Genomic DNA, 23,916 nt, shown 5'->3' on the forward strand with positions numbered 1-23,916 from the left:
ATGAGAATATTATTGACCTTGTTGCTTTTTTCATCCGCACTGCAAGCCACCACCATCCATTGTGGCCACCTGTTTGATGCCGCGGCCGGTCGCATGCTCAAGGATCAAGTGGTGACCATTGAGGGCAATCGGTTCAGCCAAATCAGCAGCCACAACGGTGAAGCCGTGGACCATGATTTCAGTGGGTACTATTGTTTGCCCGGATTGATGGACATGCACACCCACATCACCCACGAACACAGTGCCTCGCGTTATTTGGAAAAATATGAATTGAATGAAGCGGATGTGGCCTTCAATGCCGCCATGTTCGCCGCCCGCACCTTGGATGCCGGTTTCACCACGATCCGGGATTTGGGTGATTCGTTCAACGTTTCGGTGGCCCTGAAAAAGGCCATTGCTGCAGGCAAAACCAGGGGGCCGAGAATTTTCACCACAGCCAAATCATTGGCCACCACCGGTGGCCATGCCGATCCGAGTAATGGTTATCGAGATGGTTTGTTTCCACACTCCACGCCGACCCACGGGGTCATCAATGGACCGGCAGATGCCATGCGTGCGGTCAGGCAGCGCTATCAGGACGGGGCCGATTTGATCAAGATCACTGCCACCGGTGGGGTGTTGAGTCAAGCGGCCAGTGGTGACAATGCCCAATTCAATGACGAGGAATTGACGGCCTTGATGGCCACGGCGAAAGATTATGGCTTCAAGGTGGCAGCCCATGCCCATGGCAAAGCCGGTATGAAGCGGGCCATTGAAGCCGGCGTGGTCAGCATTGAACATGGTACCTACTTGGATGATGAAATCATTCGTTTGATGAAACAACACGGCACATTCCTGGTGCCCACCTTGATTGCCGGCGATTGGGTCACTGAAAAATCCCAGGTCAAAGGTTTCTTTCCCGATGTGGTGGCCAAAAAAGCCGCGACCATTGGTCCGGTGATTGCCGGATCGTTCAATCGGGCTTTCAAAGCCGGGGTAAAAGTCGCCCTGGGCACCGACAGCGGGGTGTCAGAACATGGTCGCAACGGTGAAGAATTTGGCTTGCTGGTGCGCCATGGCATGACCCCGGCGCAAGCCATTCAAGCCGGCACCATCCATGCCGCTGAATTGTTGGGCCAAGCCGACCAACTGGGCCAAATCAAGCCGAATTTTTTGGCCGATCTGGTGGTGGTCACTGACAACCCATTGGTTGATATTGAGACCATGACCACAGTTGCGGTGGTGATCAAAGATGGTAAAATAGAAAAGAACACCCTCACGAACTGAGTACTTGCCATGAAACCTCTGGTCCCGATAACCTTCATGCTGTTGCTTTTGGCATGGCCCATTCAAGCATGCCAAACACCCGCCAGGGCCAAAATCATGGGCAAGAAATACCCAGACATTGATTTTGCCAAAATGATGCACCAGGCGCACAATCAGCCATACACCGGCTATGCCTTCAAAGCGGCCCATGATTGCAGCAACGGCATGGCCGACATTTTTGCTTGCCACAACATCGATTTGAAAGGGCATTTGGACCTCAAAACCCTGGGCGGCGGACAAGGCTCAGATTCATGGGGTTGGAAACACGAAGCCAGCGGCCGTTATTTTGCCTTGGTGGGGCGCTCCAATGGCACCTCATTCGTGGAAATCACCGACCCTGATGAGCCGGTGTTTTTGGGCAATTTACCCAGCGAGTTTTCAGCAAGCACCTGGCGCGACATCAAAACCCGTGGCCAATACGCTTTCATCGTGGCCGACAACATCGGCGATCATGGCATGCAAGTTTTTGATTTGACCCGGCTGTTGTCGGTGCCCAACAAGCCCGCCACCTTTACGGCCGATCATGTGTACCGAGGCGGGGGCTTTCGGGATGCCCACAACATCGCCATCAATGATGCCTCAGGTTTTGCTTACTTGGTTGGTGGCAACACCTGTGATGGTGGCTTGCACATGGTCAACATCAACAACCCATTGTCGCCACAGTTCGCGGGTTGTTTTGAACAAGATGGCTACACCCATGATGTGCAATGCCTGAATTACCAAGGACCGGATGTGGATTACCAAGGTCGAGAATTGTGTTTTGCCAGCAACGAAGACACCGTGACCGTGGTCGATGTGACCAACAAAAACAGTCCCACCCAGTTGGCCAGAACCGGTTACAGCGGATCGCAGTATACCCATCAAGGGTGGTTGACCCCTGATCAAAGATATTTTGTCATTGATGATGAGCTGGATGAGAGCTTCAATGGTCACAACACCCGCACCATGGTGATGGATTACCTCAACATTGATCAACCGGTGTACCGGGGATTTCATGAAGCCCACGGTGCTTCCATAGACCACAATCAATACATCGTTGATTCACACACTTATCAGGCCAATTACTCGCGCGGTTTGCGGATTCTGGAATTGGGTAACTTGAAACAGGCTGAAATGAAGGAAGTGGCTTTTTTTGATACCTATCCTGAAGGGGACGGCACCGGATTTCCCGGGGCTTGGAACGTGTACCCCTTTTTTGACAATGGCATTGTCATCGTGTCCGACATCAACCGGGGGGTGTTCATTTTGCAACCCAATTTGCCGCCTGTGGATCTGATTTTTATTGATGGCTTAGACTGAATTGATCAACCCGGTGGCATCGGCGGCATTCACGTGCCACAAAATGTCTGATAATTCAAATCATCATCGGCATCGAATGCTTGATACAGGGCGGTTTCTGCTTGCACTTCATACGGCTTCCTGAGCACTTTTAACATGGCCATGACAGCATCGGCCTGTCGGCTCTGCTCGGTTTCTTCCAAGGTTTGTTCCACCAGTTGGTTTCGCGGAATCACCACGGGGTTGTGCCGCCCCATGGTTTGTTGCGCGGACTCCGGTGAAATGCCGTGTTGTGCCAACTGAGCTTGCCAGGTGTTAACCCAATCAGTCAATTGATCATGGATTTGTGTTTGGCTTTGATCGGCGGACAACAGCTGACCCAATTGGACAAAAGTGTGGGTGTAATCCAATTGCCGGTCTTGCATCACATCCAATAAGGCATTGACGACTTGCGGTTCTACTGTCGTGGCATCGGTAAAACCCAGCTTGCCCGCCATCATGCGGTGAAAAGCCGCTTGGTATTGATCACGATAACCTTCGATCAAGGGCATGACATCGGCCACCGCTTGATCGGTGTCGTCATTGATCAGTGGCAACAAACATTCGGCCAATCGGGCCAAATTCCATTGCATGATGGCCGGTTGATTGCCATAAGCATAGCGGCCTTGGTGATCAATGGAACTGAACACAGCGCCCGGATCATAGGCACCCATCATGGCACAGGGCCCGTAATCAATGGTGTGACCTGAGACCAGGATGTTGTCCGTGTTCATGACCCCATGGATGAAGCCAACACGCATCCACTCAACCACCAAATTAATCTGTAAATCAATCACATGGGAAAGAAAGTCAAGGTATTTTGTGGGCTTGTCACCCAGATTTTCTGGGCCGTGCAATGCGATCGCCAAATCGGCCAAGGTTTGCACCGCTTGGTGTTGGCCACGGGCAGCGAAATGTTCGAAGGTGCCGATGCGCAGATGGCTGTTGGCGATGCGGGTGACCACCGCACCGGGTCCTGGCGTTTGGCGCATCACGGTGTCACCGGTGCTCACCACCGCCAGGGTGCGGGTGGTGGGCACACCCAAAGCATGCATCGCTTCTGACATCAAAAATTCCCTGACCGCCGGTTTCAAGGCACACAGGCCATCGCCATTTCTGGAGTAGGGGGTGCGACCTGAGCCTTTCAAATGCACATCGAACTGTTCTCCTTGAGAGGATGTCAGCTCACCCAACAAGTGGGCCCGGCCATCACCCAGGTGTGGATTGAATTGGCCAAATTGGTGACCTGAGTAGGCCATGGCCACCGGTTGTGAACCGGGCAGCAGCTTTTGCCCACTGAAAACCAGCGCCTGTTGCTGGGGGTCAAAGTCAATGCCCAGTGTATCGGCCAAGGCTTCGTTCCACAGCAACACGCTGGGTCGGCTGCATCGGCCTGGCTGGGTCGGGGAGCTGAATTCAGGACCCAATTGTGCGTAGTTGGTTTGCAATGCTGCGGTCATCTCAGTCACGCTTTGATCAGTTTTTGGTACACCGAAGGCACCACCAACAGTGACAAGGCGGTCGAGGCCAGCAGGCCGGAAATGATGGACCAAGCCAAAGGCGGCCACAATGTGGATTTGGTCATCACCAAGGGCAACAAACCGGCGATGGTGGTCAGCGTGGTCAATATGATAGGCCGCGTGCGGCGCGCCACCGCTTGTTCTATGGCGGTGGACATGGACATGCCACTGTCTTGATTCTTCTTGATCAAATCCAACAGCACAATGGCGTTGTTGACCACGATTCCGACCAGCGCCAATACCCCCAGGGTGGCGGTGAAGCCAAATGGGGTGCTGGTCAACAACAAACCAAAAGGCACCCCGGCAAAGGCCAATGGCACCGTGATCAATATGATCAACACTTTTTTAAAGGAGTTGAATTCAATCAACAAGAACACCAACAACATGATGATGCCAATGGGTAAGGCTTTGCCCAGCGATTGGTTGGCCTTGCCAGACTCTTGTACCGAACCGGCCACATAATACCTGACTCCTCGTGGGAATTCGACTTCAGCCAGACGCGGTAAAAACACATTCAGCACATCATCATAGGTGTAACCGTCGACCGTTTCAGAATACACCGAAGCGGTGCGTTGCAGATTGATGTGGTTGATGGAGGCGGGCAGCCATTCAATGCTTTGTTCGGTCAAGGCATTCAAAGACAGCTGGTATTCACCGTTGTTGATGGAAATGTCATCCAGATCCTGGACATTGAAGTTGACGTTTTCTGGTGATTGCATGACGATGTTAACCGGGTCTACGCCACCGCGGAATTGACCGATGATCTGTCCTGAGGTGCGCAGGGCCAAGCCACTGGCCAGTTCATCACGGGTCACGTCATTGCGGTTCAACAAGGCGTCTTTGGGTGTCAGTGTTAACTTGGCCATGCCCAAGCCAATGGTGTTGCGCAGGGTGCGTGTGCCCGGTGTTTCACTGAGCAGGTCTTGAATCTTGCGCACCGATTCGGTCAATTCACGGCGGTCCTCGGCAATCACCCGAATTTCAATTGGCGCATCGGCCGGTGGCCCTTGCCCCAAACGTCTGGCGACGATTTCGGCTTGAGGGTATTGGGGTGAAATTTCTTCGGCCATCCAATCAATGATAGGGCCTGCGTTTTCCACATCATCCAGGATGCCAATGATGCGGGCAATGTGTGGCGCCCGGGGTTTTTCCACCAAGTTGTAATAAAACACCGGGCCAGAATTACCGACAAAAGTGGCGGTCTTTTGCACATGTTCGCGGTTGGCCAATTGCTGGGCAATGGTTTGGGTCACTTGGGTGTTCTGGATGATGTGTGAGTTTTCTGGAAATTTGATGTCCACGATCAATTGGTTGCGATCGGTGTCCGGGAAAAAGTCCCTTTGCACAAAGCCAAACAGGAATCCAGAAACCACCAGAAAACCCAGTGCCCCAACAATGATGGTGTTGGTTTTGCTGACCGCCACTTGACCCAGTTTTTGTCCCAATGCTTGTAACTTTGAGTGTTGATTTTCTTGGTGTGGTCGCAAAAAAATGTGGCTGAATGCCGGGGTTACCATGATGGCATATATATAACTGACCGAAATCGATAAAATGATCATGGTGGGTATGGCACGGGTGAAATCAGCCGAGTTGCCTTGTGACAACAGCATCGGCATGAACGCCGCAATTGTGGTGCCTGTGGCCGAGCCCAATGACATGGCCAAGTTCTTCACTGAGGTCACCGAAGCGTCAGATCCGCGCATGCCTTCATCCATGTGGTACTGGATGTTTTCCACCATCACAATGGCGTTGTCCACCAGCATACCCAAACCAATCACCATGCCGGCAATGGCCATTTGATGCAGCACCCCACCACCCATGTTAAAAATGGCCAAGGAAGAGAAGGTCACCAAGGGAATCACAGTGGCCACCACCAACCCGGGTCGCAGGCCCAGGAAAAAGGCCAGGATCAGGGTCACAAACAGCATGCCGGTCAGCAACGAGCCGCCGAGCTCTTGAATGCGGTCCAACACACGGTCGGGTTGGAAGAAAACTTCTTCGATGGTGACTTCAGGGTACAAATCACGCACATCATCCATATAAGCACGCAGTTCATCACCGAAGTCCACCACATTCAATTGGTTGATGGGCACATACAAACTCAAAGCAATGGCCCGTTCACCGTGGTGCCAAAAGCCCGAATTGGACACGGTTTCGGCTTCCCATTTGATGTCCGCAATGGCCGACAGCGGCAATTGTTCGCCATTGGTCAATTTAATCGGCGTGTTTTTGATTTCTTCCAATGATTTGAATTCGGTGTGGGCATCGATGTTGACCCGATTATTGCCCACATGCAGGGCATTGATCGGCTGGGCTTTGGTGCGTTCATTGATTTGTCTGGCGACCGATTCGTGGTTGATGATGGCGCTGTTGTTGAACGATTCTTTGAGGGTGATGGTGATTTGTTCTTCTGGCATGCCATACAAAGACACTTTGCCAATGCCGGGCAAATTGAACATGCGGTTCTTGATCGATTTGGCCGCTTCACGCAGTTGCATGATGTCGTTGATGCCAGACAAACTGTAAACCGCCACGGCGGTGTCCAGCAAGCGGTCCTCCACTGAGGGCTCCAGTACCCCGTCGGGAAATTTCACCTGGGCTTTGTCCACCGCCCGCCGCACCCGGTCCCAGACCAAGTCGGTGTCAGTGATGTGGTCCAACATTTTCACAATGACTTGCGCAAAGCCAGAACGCACGGTGGCCCTGATTTCATCGATTTCTTCAATCTGAGCCAGCTCTTCTTCCAGAGGTTTGAGCACCTGCTTTTCGATTTTTTTGACATCAGCACCTGGGTACTGCACCAACACAAATCCTTGGCGATAGGGGAAGAACGGGTCTTCCTGGCGGTTCATGCTGGTCCAGGAAAACGTCCCAAACAATGCCAACAAAATGGAGGTGGTTAAAATCAGTCGTTTCTGGCCGACCAACACCCTGACCACACTCATGATTGGTTCAGCTTTTGGTTGGGTGAGAGGTTCACCTGACCGGCAGTCACCACTTCGATGGCACCTTGGTGCGGCATTTCCACTATCACATCATTGTCCTCGATGTCGATCAACTTGATGGCGGTCTGTATGACTTGGTTGTTGTCAATCAGGAACACAAAGGGTTCATTGATGCCGTCATCGATCACACTTTCCATGGGCAGGCGATAATACTGGCCCATGTCTTCTTTGATCTCAGCGGTGATTTTTTCGCCGGATTTGATGTCGTGTTCAATCGGCACATCCAGCATCACTTTGAACAACTGGGATTTGGGGTTGGCCGATAAGCTGATTTCTTTGACCGTGGCGGTCATTTCATGCTGCAGATAATTCACTTTCAAAGATTGTCCCAACACCATGTTTTTATGGATGTATGCGGGCAGGAAAATGGGGGCTTCCAGCGAGGTGACACCGCCGACCAACAGCACCACTTCACCCGGGGCGATGACTTCGCCGGCTTCTTTGTAAATTTCAGCCACGTTGCCGGCAAAAGGGGCCTTGAGCAGCGTTTCATCGTACAGTGATTGTGCCTGTTCCAGTTGGGCTTCCAAACTTTTGCGGGTGGCCAGCAAGTTGTCCTGTTGATTGGTCAGTCGATCCAGTTCATTTTGACTGATGGCATTGGTTTTTTTGAGGTTTTCCACCCGCTTCACTTCGGCACTGTTTTGTTCCAAAGTGGCATCAATGGCGTCGATTTGACTTTTGAATTGTTGTATCTGTGGCGCCAATGAGGGATTGCTCACCTTGAACAGTTCCTGTCCAGGTTCCACTTGATCACCGATTTTGATGTACTGTTCAGCAATGATGCCACTGACTTGAAACGACAGGCTGGCTTGATCAGTGGGCACCACAAAGGCCGCCACTTGGTGTGTTTTGAATTGTTGGGTGGGTGAAAAGGTGGCAGAACTGTAGCCAATTTTTTCATCGTGTATTGGCGGTTGTTGTTCCTGTTGGCAGCCCGTCAGAAACAACACCAACAGGGTCAATAGTGGGGTGGGTGATATGGCTTTCATGGTTTGATACCTTCGATGGTGTTGTTGATGAAATCATGGATGAACGCATCTGGATTTTCGTATATGGCTGGATCCCAATGTTCGAAATGACACTGGGCGACAAAATATTGGTTGATGACGGTGATGAAATTCATCACCAGCACCACAGGATTAAATCCCTGACGCATCAGACCGTCGGCTTGGGCCTGTTTAATCAATTCACTGCCTCTGGCGATCAGTGGCTGGTCCATTTGTCCGCAAGTTTCGTCATTTTCCAAATGGGCATAGGCAAAAAATCGTGGGATCATCGGGTTGTTTTTGACAAATTCAAAGTAATAGAGCATGGATTTACGGATCAACTCAATGGGGTCTTTTTCCACTTCAAACAGGTTCATTTGATTGTCGGCGTATTGTTGAAAAAAACGTTCTTTGACGGTTTCCCACAATTGTTCTTTGTTTTCAAAATGATGGAAGATCAAACTTTTGGTGACGCCAGCTTGCTTGGCAATCATGGACAAAGACACATGGGCAAAGCCATGACTGGCGAACAGCACCAACGCTTCTTGCAGTATTTTTTCTTTTTTCGATACACTCATGGGGCCCATTATAACGATTGACTGACCGATCGGTCAACATTAATTGTAAAAAACAAGTGATTGCAGTTTCATGGCCAATGATGTTTTTCGATACATAAATAATGACCTCTAGCACAATCATTCAGATAAGCCATGGTCTACAGTCTGATGGGTTTTCACGACAATTGAATGTCATCCACCTTAGACTGATGCATTCTGAATTAGCCAACCAATTGGGAGACACACATGCCAGCCAAATCAGGGGTGAGCCGCAGCGGCCACACATCCATCTATTTGTACATATTAATCGCATTCTTAACCATGGCAGGGACCAACTTCGCTTGGGCCCAAGCCGATGACCCTGGCACCCGCCTGCTGCGCTTTGCTGACATCCATGAGGATCATGTGGTGTTTGTTTATGCCGGTGACATTTATTTGGTGGACATCAACCAAGGCCAGGCAACCCGCTTGACCGCGCACAAAGGTTTTGAAGCGTTTCCCAAGTTTTCTCGTGATGGCCAAAAAATAGCCTACACCGCAGAATACACCGGTACCCGGCAAGTTTATGTGATGAACGTGGATGGCAGTGACATCCAGCAATTGACTTGGTACAACGACGTCGGGCCGATGCCACCTCGAGGCGGCTTTGATTACCGCATCCTGGATTGGTCAGCAGACAGCCAAAATGTGTTGGTGCGCGCCAATCGATTGCCATGGGGCATCCGCATGGGTCAACCTTATTGGGTGCCGGTAGCTGGTGGCATGGAGCAGCCATTGGCGGTGCCCGAATCCGGTGGTGGCATGTTGTCACCGGATGGCACAAAATACATTTATACGCCGATTGATCGTGAGTTTCGGACTTGGAAGCGCTATCGTGGCGGTCGGGCCCAAGATGTGTGGATTTATGATCTGGAGAACAACAGCAGTGAACAACTCACCACCCATGATGCCACCGACCACCAGCCGGTGTGGGTGGGTGATGACATCTACTTCCTCAGTGATCGCGATTATCACTTGAATTTATACCGCTACGTGGCTGGCGGGGAGCCGGTGAAAGTCACTGAACACAATGAATTTGATTCGCTGTGGGCCTCTGCCGGTCCCACCGCCGTGGTGTATGAGAACGGGGGTTATTTGTGGCGCTATGATCCGCAAAGCAACCAGTCCAAACAGTTGCGCATCCAGGTGCCAGCCCATGGCGAGCCACAATTGGCCAAAACCAAATCGGTCAAAGACCATGTCGAGTCCATGAGCCTGTCACCCGATGCCAAACGGGTGGCGGTGGCAGCCCGCGGTGAATTGTTCTCGGTGCCAGCCAAACAAGGCGAGATCAAAAACATCAGCCAAACCCCATCAGCCCGTGAAATCAATGTCGCCTGGTCGCCAGATGGCCAGCACATTGCCTACCTCAGTGATGCGTCCGGTGAGTATGAACTGTACACCCAGCATATGCGCAGTGGCCAAGTAGAACGCATCACAAGCGATGGATCGACTTGGCGCTTTCCACCGGTGTGGTCGCCTGACAGCAGCAAACTGGCTTATGGTGACACCAACCAAAATTTATGGGTGGTGGATGTGAACAGCAAAAAAACCAAGAAATTGGATCATTCCAACCGCAACACCATCCAAGACTACACCTGGTCACCCGACAGCCAATGGTTGGTGTATTCCAAAACCGCCAACAGCGGCTTTGGCTCATTGTTCGCCTACAGCTTTAAGTCAGGTGATGTCAGTCGCTTAACCAGTGATGCATTCAATGATTTCTCACCGGTGTTTGATCCCCAAGGCCGCTACCTGTTCTTCTTGTCCAATCGCGACTATAACTTGTCATTCAGCAGCTATGAGTTCAATTATTTGTATCACCAAGCCACACGGGTTTATGCCGCCTCTTTGAATGATCAGGTGCCGGCTTTGTTTCCCTTTGTTGATGATGGCATCAGCGATTCAGCCAAGGATGACAAAAAAGCCGATAAAACAAATGCAGATGAGGGGGTTGTGGTTGATCTGAAAGTGGCCGGATTTGATGATCGGGTCAGGGCCTTGCCGGGTGATGCCAGCAACTACTTCAATTTGCAAAGCAATGGAGAGGCGGTGTTTGTGGTAGAGAACAACAACGGCAACAACATCAAAATCATCGATCTGAGTGAAGAAGACAAACCCAAAACTGTGATTGCTGGGGTTGGTAATTACCAATTGTCGACCGATGGTAAGAGCCTGTTGATTCAAAAAGGGGACCAATACCACATCATCAAGGCGGCGGCCGACCAAAACACCAAAGACACGCAATTGGATTTGACCCACCTGACCATGAAGATTGATTCGCAGGTGGAATGGCGCCAAATGTACACCGATGCCTGGCGCATCCTGCGCGATTGGTTCTATGACCCCGGCATGCACGGCATGGACTGGCAAGCCATCCATGACCGCTATTTGCCAATGGCCCAAGCCGCCACCCACCGCACCGACCTGGATTATGTATTCGGTGAGATCGCCGGCGAGATGAACGCGGGCCATATTTATGTCAACAGCGGCGATCAGCCGCAAGTCAAACGCCAAGAGAATGGCTTGCTGGGCGCTGAATTTGACAAACACCGCAGTGGCTACTTTGAAATTACCCACATTTTTGCTGGTGAAAATTGGACCCCCAACCGCCGTTCTCCATTGACCGAAACCGGGGTCAAAGCCGCAGTTGGCGATTATGTGTTGGCCATCAACGGCCAGAGCACCCAAGACGTGGCCAACATCTATCAACTGTTGGAACACCAAGTGAACCGCACCGTAACCCTGACCTTAAATAATCAGCCCAAAACCGCCGGTTCATGGCAAGCCCATGTCAAACCCATCAGTTCCGAGAGTCAGTTGCGCTATTTGCAGTGGGTCAATGAACGTCGGGCCATGGTCGATGAATTGTCTGATGGCCGCATTGGTTATGTCCACTTGCCCAACACCGCCATCGACGGCAACCGCGAACTGTTCAAGCAGCTGTTGCCGCAAATTGGTAAAGACGCCTTGATCATTGATGACCGTTACAACGGCGGTGGTTTCATTCCGGACCGCATGATTGAAGTGCTGTCACGCACCACCTTGAACTATTGGAAACGCCGTGGTTTGGACCTGGACAGCAATGCCACGCCGTTGATCGCCCACGACGGTCCCAAAGTGATGTTGACCAATGGTCAATCCAGCTCAGGTGGCGATGCACTGCCGTATTACTTCCGCAAAGCCGGCTTGGGTAAAATCATTGGCACCCGCACCTGGGGTGGTTTGATTGGCATCAGTGGTAACCCAGGCTTGGCCGATGGTGGATCCATTTTGGCCTCAACTTTCCGCTTCATGGACACCGAAGGCAACTGGGCGGTTGAGAATGAAGGCGTCAGCCCGGACATCGAATTGATCGACCGGCCTGAATTGGTGGCGGCGGGACAAGACCCGTCATTGGAGCGGGCGGTTGAGGAACTGCTCAAAGACCTCCAAGTCAACCCCAGATCGGTGATCAAGTCGCCACCGGCCCCCACCGATTTTGGGCAGAATTGATCAAATTCATTTGACATTCAGGCCATTTCGTGAAAAATACAGCATCCTCTGGCCACTGGTCAGGGGATGTTTTATTATCAACCACAAGAACCGCATACAGGAGGCTTAAACATGCAACACAACACAGTGAGAACCATTTTTTAAGCGCCTACCTCAAATTTGCCAAATATTTGTTTGGAAGGCGTTTGGTGATGCCTTTCAGACCAGGGACTGTTGACCCGTCCCGATAGAAGCCTGAAATGCATCGTGTTTCAGGCTTTTTTTATGCCCCAAGAACAGGGCAGAGGCCTGATCAATTGATAAGGAATTTGATTATGCCAATATTAAAACAAATCAACAAAACCAGGGTGCCGGTGAAAATTTACACCGAAGACATTGCACCCCAGGCCATCGATCAACTGGTGAACATCGCCAATTTGCCGATTGTGCATCACCACGTGGCGGCCATGCCGGATGTCCATTTGGGCATTGGTGCCACCGTGGGCTCGGTGATCCCAACCCTCAATGCGGTGATACCCGCTGCGGTTGGGGTGGACATCGGTTGTGGCATGAATGCCGTACGCACCAGCCTGACGGCCAATGACTTGCCAGATAATCTGTATCAGATCAGGAGCCGCATTGAGGCTCGGGTCCCGGTGGGGTTTAACTGGCACCAGCGAACGGTGGTCAATCGATCCACTGTTAATGGACTGGACAAGCCATTGGACGACTTGGTGGGGAAACACCCAGCGATCATGAAAATGCTCAAAGGGTTCAACCACACATGGCACCGGCAGTTGGGTACGCTGGGTGGGGGTAACCACTTCATCGAGCTGTGCCTGGATGAAAACGATGATGTGTGGATCATGCTGCACTCAGGCTCAAGAGGCGTGGGTAATGTCATCGGCCGGTATTTCATCAACCTGGCCAAGAAAGACATGCGGCGACATCAGCAGCACCTGCCAGATGCCAATTTGGCTTACTTCAGTGAAGGCAGTGAACACTTTGCTGACTATGTCATGGCGGTGAACTGGGCCCAGGAATATGCTTGGGTCAACCGCCAAGAGATGATGAAGCTGGTGGTCGATGCCCTCAAAGCGTCGGCATTGCCTGACTTCACCTTGACCAAGAAGGCCATCAATTGCCACCACAATTACATCTCGCACGAAACCCATTATGGGCAGCGGGTGTTGGTGACGCGCAAGGGGGCCATCCGGGCTGGATTGGGTGAGTTGGGCATCATCCCTGGCTCCATGGGTGCCCGGTCTTACATCGTCGAGGGCAAAGGGGCGAAAGCTTCATTTTGTTCCTGTGCCCATGGGGCCGGCCGCAGCATGAGTCGCACGGCTGCCAAACGGGCGTTTTCGGTGCAAGACCTGGCCGCCCAAACCGCCGGTGTTGAATGCCGCAAAGATCGGGGCATGCTGGATGAAATACCCGGTGCCTACAAAGACATTGATCAAGTGATGGCCAACCAGGCCGATCTGGTCAATGTGGTGCACACCCTCAAACAAGTGGTGTGTGTGAAAGGATAACCACAACCCAAAGCGGTTGTGCCAATTGGAGATAACCATGAAAAACAAAACCAGGAACTGGGTAGCCAGGGCCGCCATCATGTGCAAAGGTGGCGCCCATGAGCAATCCAACAAAGCCAAAAGACAACGGGACAAACAATCCATGAAACGCAAACTGAGGGCCGATCAATTCGGCCCTTTTGCTGTCTGGACTGCGGTCAAACCGTGACAAAACATTGAACTGTTTCAAAAAAAAACAGGGTCAATCAATTATTGCCCCTCTGGGCGCTGCGTTGGCCAGCAAATCTGCTAAGATGCTTGGCTTAAAAAGCGAGGGTGGTGACATTGAACAGGGGAGGCAAACATCATTGGTGGCTTGGCATGTGCCTGCTTATTTGGCCTTGGGTCCATGGCATGGCCTCCAATCCATGTGCCAATGCCATCAAATCAGGCGATCATCTGGCGGCCTTGCCGCTGTGTGAACAAGCCGCCCAAGCCGGTGGTGATGCGGTGGTTGCCATGTGGTTTCATTTGGTGGAAATTCACCATGTGCTGGGTCAAGATGAACAAGAATCTTATTACTTGGCCAAAATCAAAACACACCCACAATTCATCGAAAACATCGAACACCAATACAATTGGTACCGCCGGGTGGGACAAAAACACTACCACATGGATCAATTTGATTCATCGGCCCACTATTTGTCCATGGGCTTGTCCATCGCTGAGCAAGAAAACAACCCACAATGGCTCAGCAAGAGTCACAATGACATGGGTCTGGTGGCCTATCGGCAAAAAGACCATGTGACTTCCTTGGAACATTTCAATCGCAGCCTGAATTTAAAATGGGTACATGGCAATGCCTATCAAGTGGGCAACACCTTGAACAACATTGCCCGGGTGCAACTGGCCATGGAAAAACCGGATTTGGCCATAGATTTTTATGAGCAGGCACTGGAGCAATACCTGGCATATACCCAAGAAACCGATTTTGATGAACGGGTCTATCAACAGATTTCGCACATCTATGAAGACCTGACCAGGGCCCATAACGAGGCCGGTGATGTGCAAGCCGCACAATCTTACGCCGATCAGATTTTGTCCACATTTCGCTTAAAAAAATCGCCCAGGGCACAGGCCAGGGCCTTGCAGAATTTGGCGGTGCATCATTTGGGGATTGAACAGCCAGAGACCGCTCGCTTGTTTTTGACTGAAGCCCAGAGCATCCAATACAATCACGGTTTGCAACCGGATGCAGAGTTTCATTTGGCCGCGGCCTCATTGGCTTGGGATGAACAAGACTGGGACGCGGTGACCCAGTGGACCGACCAAGGGCTGGCTTTGGCCTCAGCCGCGTCTGACCACCGCTTGCTCAGTGGGCTGTATGAACTGAAAGCCCGCCTGACAGCCTCCAGCGATGCCGCCCAAGCGTTGGCCCACTACCAATCACACATGCAACACCGAGAACAGTTTTTACAAGACAAGTATGACCGCGATTTGAACACCATCCAACACCGGATTGAAAAACAAAACATCCAGCATGAATTGGTCAATCAACAATTGATCAGTACAGAAAAAACTGCCGAAGTGCAGCGCTTGACCAATGGGGTGTTGTGGGCCAGTCTGGTGTTGTTGGCGGTGGGCACGGCCTTTTTGTTTTATGCCATCAACAAACGGCGTGAACGCAAAGCCCTGCTGCAATCAATCAAGCACCATGAACAACAACTGTTCATGCTGCAAGACCAGCAACTGCCGCTGGCCATGAGCAGCAATGATTTGGACCACAATGCCCTGAAGCAGAGTTTCCAACAGCAGCTGGTGGTCACTTTGGTCGATGCATTGACCACTTGGGAAAAAACCACCGGCACCGATCGCATCGAACTGGCTGAAAAAAGCAAGGTGTGGACGGTGTCCATTGACAACGGCACCTTGCGCACCCGCTCATTGGACAAATACCTCGATATCGACAAAATTCCAGCCAATCCCCGGTGGCGCAATGTGGTCAAAACCTGTCATTATGTTTTGACCTTGGATCAGTTGCAGCCAGATGATCGCATGTCATTGGAAAGCCAATTATCACAACTGCTTGACTTGGCCAAGCAGTTGTCTTTGTGTCATGGATGAAGTGAATCAATCTACAGTCATGCTACTGACCACTTCAACACAGTTGAACGACAAACCGGCATCGAATTGATATGCCGTGTGGTGCTCTTCGCTGATTGCAACGTCATTGATGAAAGTCGCTGGACCTAAGAACTGTGGGATCAGACCATCTGGATACAAGCTGGGATAACCAACAGCGACACCAGCACACAGATCAATGGCGATGGAACGTGCCAAATTCCAGTGATCAAAGACACCACAAGTTTTGAACACCGCATCCCAATCATCACAAACGATGGCTGCTTCTGGTACATCTTCTGATCTGCGAGCAACGATGCGTTTGATTTCCTGTTTAATCAGGTCTTTGCCAGCGGCTTTGAAAAGGTCATTGGCTGTTAAATGAAAAGTTTCGACCACATTCAAAGTGGAATATGGGTCGGTACCAATGGTTTCTGGGTAAACCAGAATATCAGTCAGAAATTCATGGGCTTTGATCGGCCAATTTGATCCAATTAAGATCACCAAACATATCAGTGGTTTCATAAGAAAGTTTATAAATGTCGTGAAAAACTTCATCTTAACCGGAATGTCTGCAGATCTCGCTTATGCATTCGGTAAAAACTGGTAAAAACCAAAATATGTGAAATGAATCAATAATTTGCTGTTGTTTCATTTTGGATTTAATGGGGCGCATCATGGCCCTTTGATGGTATTTACCAATCTTTCCTGTCAATGCCCTGGCATGTTTCGTTTCATTCATTAGCATGGGATGGGCTTTTTAATCAAACACAGGAGAAACGCATGAAGTTTTCAAATAAATTGATTCAGGTGGTCGGTATGTTAATGATTGCCAGTTTTTGTCAAGCAGCCGGTACCATCAGCGGTCCAGGTTGGTATTACCAAGCCGTGCCCGTGGGTGTGCCTGCCACGTATGTCAACATATTCCTCAAAGGGGCCTATGCAGATAAAACCAGTTGCCAAAGTGCCCGCAGCGACGATGCCGATCCGAGTGATGGCATCATTCCTTTGAATTGGGGACCGCGGTGTCATTATATTTATGCTTCTGATGTACAAAATGCCAATGACTTGTATGAGGTGGCATTCAATCCAGGTTCCGACCCCATCATCGGTTTGAGTGCCGATCAACAAATTGAGTATTTCTCTGAAATCGACCAAATCAATCAAGAACATGGCATCCGCAGTTATCGGGAGAAAGTCAATCGTTTGATCGCTTCATACCGACAAAACCAGCAACCTGAATGAATCAAACCAAGGTAGACCCTTTGGGTTTTCCCTGGTTTTATTGGACGGGTCAATATCCGCAACCCAACCAAAGGCCCATGTGAAACAGCATCACACATGACATAATGATTTCTTTGAAAGAGGAGACCTCCTATGCAGCGCTGTTACTTGATCGGGATGCTGTTGATCTGGGCCATGACGTCATCTGCCGCCGACATTGAATTTGAATTCGATGGCTTTCATGTGCGGGATTTTGCCCTCAGTGCCAGTGGTGATGAATTGTATGTGACCATGGAAAGCCTGGGCAAAGACGCCTCACAAATCGTGCGGCTCAGACCCATTGATGGTGGCTGGGGCGCGCCTGAAGTGGCGACTTTTTCGGGTCAATTCAAAGACTTGGAACCCTTTTTGCACCCCAATGGTAAGCAACTGTTTTTTGCCTCTAACCGCAACCCAAGCCAAACCGCAGTGACCCAACAATTTGATTTGTGGGTGGTTGAAAGGGCCAACCCACAAGCCCCATGGGGACCGGCAAGGCGCTTGGGTGAGGCGATTAACACGCCTGATGGCAACGAGTTCTATCCCAGTGTGGCCAGCAACGGCAACCTGTATTTCACCGCCACCAAGGCCGATGGCGCTGGCAAGGAAGACATCTACCTGAGTCGTTGGAATGGGCAGCAATATGGTGCAGCCGAGTTGTTGCCTGCCGCCATCAACTCAGCCACTTACGAATTCAATGCCTTCATCAGCCCCGCAGAAGATGTGCTGATTTTTTCCTCCTACGGTCGCCCTGATGGTCATGGTGGTGGTGACCTGTATGTGAGTCGTCGCGTCGATGGCCAATGGCAACCGGCTGCCAACCTGGGCCCAAAAATCAACACGCCACAATTGGACTATTGTCCATTCTATGATGCGAACAAGCAGCTTTTGTATTGGACCAGCAATGCCTCAACTTTGGGTCAAGTGCCCCTGGCCAGGCGTGATTTCAAACAATGGCAAACCCTTTACACACAAGGAAAGAACGGACAAAGCAAGATTTACCGACAAGTTTGGTCGGCCAACAAACTGTGAGGGGGGGGTGAGGGTGGGGGATGTGGCCGCCTGCTGGCGACCACACCAGTAACAGATCAGTCGCCGATTTCGGTCATGGCCATGATGTTGTAGCCAGAATCGACATAGGTGATTTCGCCGGTGATGCCATGGGCCCAATCAGAGCACAGAAAGGCGGCGGCTTTGGCCACGTCTTCTTGGGTCACGTTGCGCTTCAATGGCGCGGCTTTGGCCACATGATCGAGCATCGACTTGAAGTTGCCAATGCCTGAGGCGGCCAGGGTTTTGATGGGGCCAGCAGAAATGCCATTGACCCGAATGCCATCCGGTCCCAAAGCATGGGCCATGTAACGGACATTGGCTTCCAGCGCGGCTTTGGCCACCCCCATCACGTTGTAATTGTTCATGGCGCGAATCGCACCCAGATAGGTCAGGGTCAACAAGGCCGCATCACGCCCTTGCATCATCTCGCGGCCGGCTTTGCCCAAGGCGGCAAAACTGTATGAACTGGTGTCCATGGCGATGCGGTAACCTTCGCGGGTCAAGTGATCCAGATAATTGCCTTGCAACAGTTCACGGGGCGCAAACCCCACCGAATGAACGATGATGTCCAAACCATCCCATTCCCTTTTCAGTTCGGTGAACACATCGTCAATTTGTTGGTCTGAATTCACATCACAGGGCAACACGATGTCTGATTGGGTTTGGGCGGCGATCTTGTCCACCCGCTTTTTCAGTTTGTCATCCAAGTAGGTGAAGGCCAACTCGGCGCCTTGTTGATGCATGAATTCGGCGGTGCTCCATGCGATTGATCGGTCACTGGCCACGCCTACAATGAGTGCTTTTTTCCCGGCTAAAATGCCCATGATGAATTCTCTTTGAAAGGATGGCTTATCTTACAAAGTTTGTCGGAGGATGACCACCCATGTCACTGAAATGGCTTATTTTTCAAACACCAGTTTGAAATCGACCAGTACCTCATAATTGATGCTCATGAGGCCGGCGATTTTGGTCAATTGGTTGATGCCGTCATCCAAATCATAATCTTTGGCATTCACCAACAACGACTCATAGTTCACCACCACCATTTGATCGTTGATCATTTCGATGATGACCTCGACTTCAGAGGTTTGTTGGTGTCCATGCAGATCCAGCGCAAAAGGCAATTTAACCGGTTGCTTGTGCACCACATCCTTGGGCACCAGGGCCGTGACGGTGGCGGTGGGAAATTCTTCGGTTTTGAACAAGATGTTGCGCATCCGTTCATCACGAATGGGAATCAAGGTATCGACTGAATTCAAATCAATGACCAATTCGAGTGCTTGGCCAGACAACTGTCCAGCTTGAAATTGCAGGCTGTGCTCCTCGGTGAAGGTCTTGTTTTTGGTGCTGACAAAACTCAGGGTGCTTTGTGCTGGCACCAATTGCCAGTTGGTTTCAACCGCTTGGGTTGGTTGTTTGGTGGGTTGACAGGCGCTCAGGGTCAATGTCATCAACACCAGTGACAGGGTCAGTTTCATGCTCATTCTCCTCATTTTCTGGGGGCTGCAGTGATACTTCAGTCACTTTGGCCAACACCCCAAAATGTTGGTGGTCAAAATACTGCCATTCGCCCAATTTCACCCGCCGTTGTTGGCTGATGGCGTGGACAATGGACTCGCCGGCTTGGTTGATCCGGAACAGATTCATTTTAACATGCAAGTGCGTGAATCTTTGTTGTGAGAAAGCCACTTGGCCATCGAGGCTGTAATCGGGGTTGGTCGGCGGTGTATTGAAAAAGTCATCCAGGCTGGGAACTGTGCCATCTTCATCCAACGTGCGGGAGGTTGGGTTATCAAACGCTGGTGTTTCGGTGTTAAACGTGCTGTCAGCATCGGCCGCTGCAACGGCTTCAGGTGCTGTGGCCACGGTGCTGACAGTGACATATTCTGGGTCCAGAAAGGCGCTGGCAGGTTGTCGCCATTTTTGATGCAACAAGGGTTTGAGGTTGGGGTTGACTGACAACCGCTGCAACACCGGGTGATTGGGGTTGCTGGCAAACGCCACCCACACCAAAGCGTCGACTTCTTGTGGGGTCTCTTCAATCGGTACTTGCCATTCATCTTGATCTGTGGCGTTGGGTTCGACCGGTTCAGGTTGGGGAAAATTGAGCAGGGGCCATTCCGGGTCCCACTGCGGTAAAAAACGGCGATCGTCTGTGGCCACCAATGGCGCGTTGTTGAAGGTCTCGACGCTGGGTTGTTGTAAGCGGCGGGCGAAGACCACCACATCAACGTCATAAACCACGTCATCTTGAGCCAATCGCAGGTATTCTTGGGCGGTGGTATCCGGGCACATGGCCAGGGTCAAAACCAGGCCCGCTGTCATCTTGAATCGAGTCATGTTCGCAGTATATCAAATAATTGGTGGATTGCATCAATGCGTGCGGCCGCTTCATCAAATTCGCCGGTGAAACGCAAACCATCTTGCGGCAGGGGTTTGAATTGTTGGGGTTGTTGTTGGATCAAGTGGATCAAGCGCACATAAAACTGATCATCTTGTTGGCTGAATTTGAGATCGGCTTGTTCTTCATTCATGACAATGGCACGGATCTTCAGAGCTTGGGCTTTGTGCTTGATTTTCAACACCTGGAACAGGTTCTGAGCGGCTTCGGGCAGGGGCCCAAAACGATCAATCAGTTCAACCCGAATGTCATCCAATTCATCGGGGTTTTTGGCGTTGTTCATGCGTTTATAAAATGTCAGGCGCGTGAATACGTCAAAAATGTAGTCTTCCGGGATCAGGGCTGGGATGTTCAGTTCAATATCGATGTGGTCTTGGGGATCATCCAAGATGTCGATGTCTTCACCACTTTTCAATGCCGCCACGGCCCGTTCCAGCATGTCACAGTAGAGGCTGAAGCCGATGCTTTGGATTTGGCCACTTTGCTCTTCACCCAACAATTCACCGCTGCCTCTGATTTCCATGTCGTGCGTGGCCAAGGTGAACCCAGCACCCAAATCTTCAAGTGATTCAATGGCTTCCAATCGTTTTCTCGCGTCTTTTGTGATCGCTTTCCAGCTGGGGATGATCAAATAGGCAAAGGCTTTGTGGTGGGAGCGGCCGACCCGGCCACGCAATTGGTGTAACTGGGCCAGTCCCAGTTTATCGGCCCGGTTGATGATGATGGTGTTGGCACTGGGCACATCAATGCCAGATTCAATGATGGTGGAGCAGACCAGGATGTTGAAGCGTTGTTTGTAAAAATCCACCATCACCGCTTGCAGCTCTTTTTCATTCATTTGGCCATGGGCCACCCTCACCCGGGCACTGGGATTGATTTTTTGAATGGTTTCGGCCATTTGTTCAATGGTTTGCACTTCGTTGTGCAGGAAATATACCTGACCACCGCGTTGGATTTCGCGGGTACAGGCTTCATTGATGATGCTGTTCTGCCACTCAATCACTTGGGTTTTGACGGCCAAACGGGCTTTGGGTGGCGTGGCGATGATGGACAGGTCACGCAATCCTGACAGGGCGCTGTTCAAGGTGCGCGGAATGGGGGTGGCTGTGAGGGTCAAAAAGTCGACATCGGCTTTGAGTTTTTTCAGTTGGTCTTTTTGTTTCACCCCAAAACGGTGTTCCTCATCGATGATCACCAATCCCAGGTTGTTGAAGCGGATGCCTTTTTGAATCAATTTGTGGGTGCCAATGACGATGTCAGCCTGGCCATTTTCACAGGCAGCCAGTATGGCCTTGGTGTCTTTGCCGCTGACAAAGCGGGACAGCAAATTAACTTGAATTGGGAAGTTGGCAAAGCGGTCGGCAAAATTGTCATAATGCTGCTGGGCCAACAAGGTGGTGGGCACCAGCAACACCACCTGTTTGCCTTCGTTGGCCGCAATGAAGGCCGCACGCAGGGCAATCTCGGTTTTGCCAAAGCCCACATCACCACAGATCACCCGATCCATGTGGGTGCTGGCTTGCATGTCTTGGATCACCGCCTGGATGGCACTGTGTTGGTCTTCGGTCTCGTCAAACGGGAAGCCATCACAGAATTGTTGGTATTCATCTTCGTTGATGCCCATGGCTTCACCGCCAGCGGCTTCTCGTTGGGCATACAAGGATAACAACTCGGCGGCCACGTCTTTGACTTTCTTGGCGGCTTTTTGCTTGGCTTTGGTCCAGGCGTCAGAACCCAGTTTGTGCCAAGGTGCGAGCTCTTCGTTGGCGCCGGAATAACGGGACACCAAATGCAGGGATGACACCGGCACAAACAGTTTATCTCCGCCGTAATATTCCACCTCCAAATACTCTGCCTCACCGTCATAATCCATCATCTTCAAGCCGCGGTAGCGACCCACACCGTGATCAATGTGCACAATCGGTGAATCGATGTGCAGGTCGGTGAGGTTACTGATGATGTCTTCGGGGGTGGCCTTGTAGCGTTTGACCTTTTGTTGCCGGGTCACCCGCTGCCCAAACAAGCAACCTTCGTCCAATATCAGCACCTGTTGGTCTTTCAGCAGCACCCCGTTTTCTATCGGCGCCAAGCAAATGCCCCGTGGGGTATCACTGTGTAAAAAGGCCTGTATGTCTTTGAAAATCTCAAATTTTTGCTGACACGATTTCAGCTTGCCAAGAATCATGTCCTGGCGGCCGGGTGAATCGGCCGCGATCAACAGCCGTTGCTTGAAGTGATCGCAGTAGCTGGCCAGAGCCTCATGCACCTGGGCGTTGTAGCGATTGGGCAATTGGGTTTTGAAATCATGCGTTGTGAGTTCAGCGGCCACCGGCTGATTGATCCACTTGTTTTGATGGGCCTGCAATTGGGCAAAAGTGGCATCGGCCCCCAGGTAAATGTCGGCAGGGGGCAAAATGGGCCGTTGCACATCGTGCCTGCGGTCCTCATAACGGGCCAGAATTTGCTTCTCCCAGGTTTGTAACACCGCTTGACTGTGGTAGCAGTGAACAAATTGAGTGTGGGCTGGCAAATAAGCAAATAAATCACTCATTTCACGGTGAAACAAGGGCAGGTATTGTTCGATGCCGGAGAATTTGATTTGTTTGCGCACATCCTGATAAATGCTGGATTTGCGTGTGTCCACATCGAAGCGTTCACGAAACCGACTGAGGAACAATTCCCGGGCGGCATCATCAAAGGGAAACTCATTGGCTGGCAGCACTTCAATGCGATCGATGGTGTGCACTGTCAGCTGGCTTTCGGTGTCAAACACCCGCATGCTTTCCACTTCATCATCGAACAGCTCGATGCGGTAGGCCTCATGTGCGCCCATGGGAAAAACGTCCAAGATGCCGCCACGGATGACGAATTCACCGGCTTCTCTGACTTCATTGACATGAACATAGCCATTTTTTTCGAACAGTTCACGCCAGCGATGCAAATCAAAGGTGTCGTTGCGCTGGATGAACAGGCTGCGACCGTTGATGAAATCCTTGCCTGGCAAGCGCTGCATCAAATTTTGCACTGGCATCACCAACACCGCTTTTTCGTTCACGGTGCTCAGTCGCCGCAGAAAGTGCATCCGTTCAGAGACCAACTCCGGGTTGGGGGAAAACACGTCGTAGGGCAGGGTGTCCCAACTGGGAAAGTGCAACACATGGGCTTGTTGATTGGGGCTGCACAAGGTGATTTCCCGTTCCAGCACGCGGCTGTGGTGGACGGAGTCGGTCAACACCAACAACAAACCTGGGTAAGCCTGGTGTAATTCGGCCAAAGCCAGTGGCAAGGCCACCCCGGCCACATGTTGCCAGGCATCGGATTCCAATTGGGTGTTGGTAAACATCAAGTCAGTCTGATT

Annotated in this window: 17 protein-coding genes; 8 read left to right on the forward strand and 9 right to left on the reverse strand. The window is 51.2% G+C overall.

The window, feature by feature from the left end; translation table 11 throughout:
- Both K7G70_RS09940 and K7G70_RS09945 read left to right on the forward strand, forming a co-directional pair.
- Positions 1-1,266 carry a metal-dependent hydrolase family protein gene (locus tag K7G70_RS09940; protein WP_223788487.1) on the forward strand — a complete coding sequence of 422 codons (1,266 nt, stop codon included), beginning with the start codon at positions 1-3 and terminating at the stop codon, positions 1,264-1,266.
- Positions 1,267-1,362: 96 nt separating this feature from the next.
- Positions 1,363-2,604, forward strand: coding sequence for a choice-of-anchor B family protein (locus K7G70_RS09945; RefSeq protein ID WP_223788488.1), 1,242 nt, complete (start codon positions 1,363-1,365; stop codon positions 2,602-2,604).
- Between the two features lie 29 nt (positions 2,605-2,633).
- Here K7G70_RS09945 and K7G70_RS09950 read toward each other — a convergent pair whose 3' ends face one another.
- From K7G70_RS09950 to K7G70_RS09965, 4 genes are read right to left on the reverse strand one after another with little or no spacing between them, the layout of a single operon-like run.
- Entirely contained in the window at positions 2,634-4,082 is a 1,449-nt protein-coding gene (locus K7G70_RS09950) for a protein adenylyltransferase SelO (RefSeq protein WP_223788489.1), read from the reverse strand.
- Between the two features lie 5 nt (positions 4,083-4,087).
- Complete coding sequence (locus tag K7G70_RS09955) at positions 4,088-7,087, reverse strand: efflux RND transporter permease subunit (protein WP_223788490.1); 3,000 nt, start codon at positions 7,085-7,087, stop codon at positions 4,088-4,090.
- Complete coding sequence (locus K7G70_RS09960) at positions 7,084-8,139, reverse strand: efflux RND transporter periplasmic adaptor subunit (protein WP_223788491.1); 1,056 nt, start codon at positions 8,137-8,139, stop codon at positions 7,084-7,086. The genes K7G70_RS09955 and K7G70_RS09960 overlap by 4 nt, the downstream gene beginning before the upstream one ends.
- Complete coding sequence (locus K7G70_RS09965) at positions 8,136-8,714, reverse strand: TetR/AcrR family transcriptional regulator (protein WP_223788492.1); 579 nt, start codon at positions 8,712-8,714, stop codon at positions 8,136-8,138. The genes K7G70_RS09960 and K7G70_RS09965 overlap by 4 nt, the downstream gene beginning before the upstream one ends.
- A 225-nt stretch (positions 8,715-8,939) precedes the next feature.
- Between K7G70_RS09965 and K7G70_RS09970 the strand changes: the two genes are divergently transcribed.
- The 4 genes from K7G70_RS09970 (at position 8,940) to K7G70_RS09985 (ending at position 15,844) form a co-directional block, all read left to right on the forward strand.
- Entirely contained in the window at positions 8,940-12,227 is a 3,288-nt protein-coding gene (locus K7G70_RS09970) for a S41 family peptidase (protein WP_223788493.1), read from the forward strand.
- Positions 12,228-12,541: 314 nt separating this feature from the next.
- A complete protein-coding gene (locus tag K7G70_RS09975; RefSeq protein WP_223788494.1) occupies positions 12,542-13,741 on the forward strand; it encodes an RtcB family protein in 1,200 nt (399 codons plus the stop codon).
- Between the two features lie 37 nt (positions 13,742-13,778).
- Entirely contained in the window at positions 13,779-13,949 is a 171-nt protein-coding gene (locus K7G70_RS09980; protein WP_223788495.1) for a hypothetical protein, read from the forward strand.
- A 185-nt stretch (positions 13,950-14,134) separates the two neighbouring features.
- A complete protein-coding gene (locus K7G70_RS09985) occupies positions 14,135-15,844 on the forward strand; it encodes a tetratricopeptide repeat protein (RefSeq protein ID WP_223788496.1) in 1,710 nt (569 codons plus the stop codon).
- A 6-nt stretch (positions 15,845-15,850) separates the two neighbouring features.
- On the opposite strand, the gene K7G70_RS09990 is transcribed toward K7G70_RS09985, so the two are convergent.
- Positions 15,851-16,399, reverse strand: a complete 549-nt coding sequence (locus tag K7G70_RS09990) for a hypothetical protein (protein ID WP_223788497.1) — start codon at positions 16,397-16,399, stop codon at positions 15,851-15,853.
- Positions 16,400-16,624: 225 nt separating this feature from the next.
- Between K7G70_RS09990 and K7G70_RS09995 the strand changes: the two genes are divergently transcribed.
- Positions 16,625-17,086, forward strand: coding sequence for a hypothetical protein (locus K7G70_RS09995; protein WP_223788498.1), 462 nt, complete (start codon positions 16,625-16,627; stop codon positions 17,084-17,086).
- Between the two features lie 132 nt (positions 17,087-17,218).
- Positions 17,219-18,136, forward strand: a complete 918-nt coding sequence (locus K7G70_RS10000; protein ID WP_223788499.1) for a TolB family protein — start codon at positions 17,219-17,221, stop codon at positions 18,134-18,136.
- 56 nt (positions 18,137-18,192) lie between these two features.
- On the opposite strand, the gene K7G70_RS10005 is transcribed toward K7G70_RS10000, so the two are convergent.
- The 4 genes from K7G70_RS10005 to mfd all read right to left on the reverse strand — a co-directional run bounded on the left by K7G70_RS10005 (position 18,193) and on the right by mfd (position 23,901).
- Positions 18,193-18,981 (reverse strand): enoyl-ACP reductase FabI, encoded by a 789-nt coding sequence (locus K7G70_RS10005; protein ID WP_223788500.1) that lies wholly within the window; start codon positions 18,979-18,981, stop codon positions 18,193-18,195.
- A 75-nt stretch (positions 18,982-19,056) separates the two neighbouring features.
- Complete coding sequence (locus K7G70_RS10010; RefSeq protein ID WP_223788501.1) at positions 19,057-19,635, reverse strand: YceI family protein; 579 nt, start codon at positions 19,633-19,635, stop codon at positions 19,057-19,059.
- Positions 19,553-20,497, reverse strand: a complete 945-nt coding sequence (locus K7G70_RS10015; RefSeq protein ID WP_223788502.1) for a CsiV family protein — start codon at positions 20,495-20,497, stop codon at positions 19,553-19,555. Before K7G70_RS10015 ends, K7G70_RS10010 begins: the two co-directional genes overlap by 83 nt.
- Complete coding sequence (gene mfd / locus K7G70_RS10020; RefSeq protein WP_223788503.1) at positions 20,494-23,901, reverse strand: transcription-repair coupling factor; 3,408 nt, start codon at positions 23,899-23,901, stop codon at positions 20,494-20,496. Before mfd ends, K7G70_RS10015 begins: the two co-directional genes overlap by 4 nt.
- Between the last annotated feature and the right edge of the window lie 15 nt (positions 23,902-23,916).

The sequence above is a fragment of the Marinicella meishanensis genome (genome assembly GCF_019931145.1).
Taxonomy (GTDB): domain Bacteria; phylum Pseudomonadota; class Gammaproteobacteria; order Xanthomonadales; family Marinicellaceae; genus Marinicella; species Marinicella meishanensis.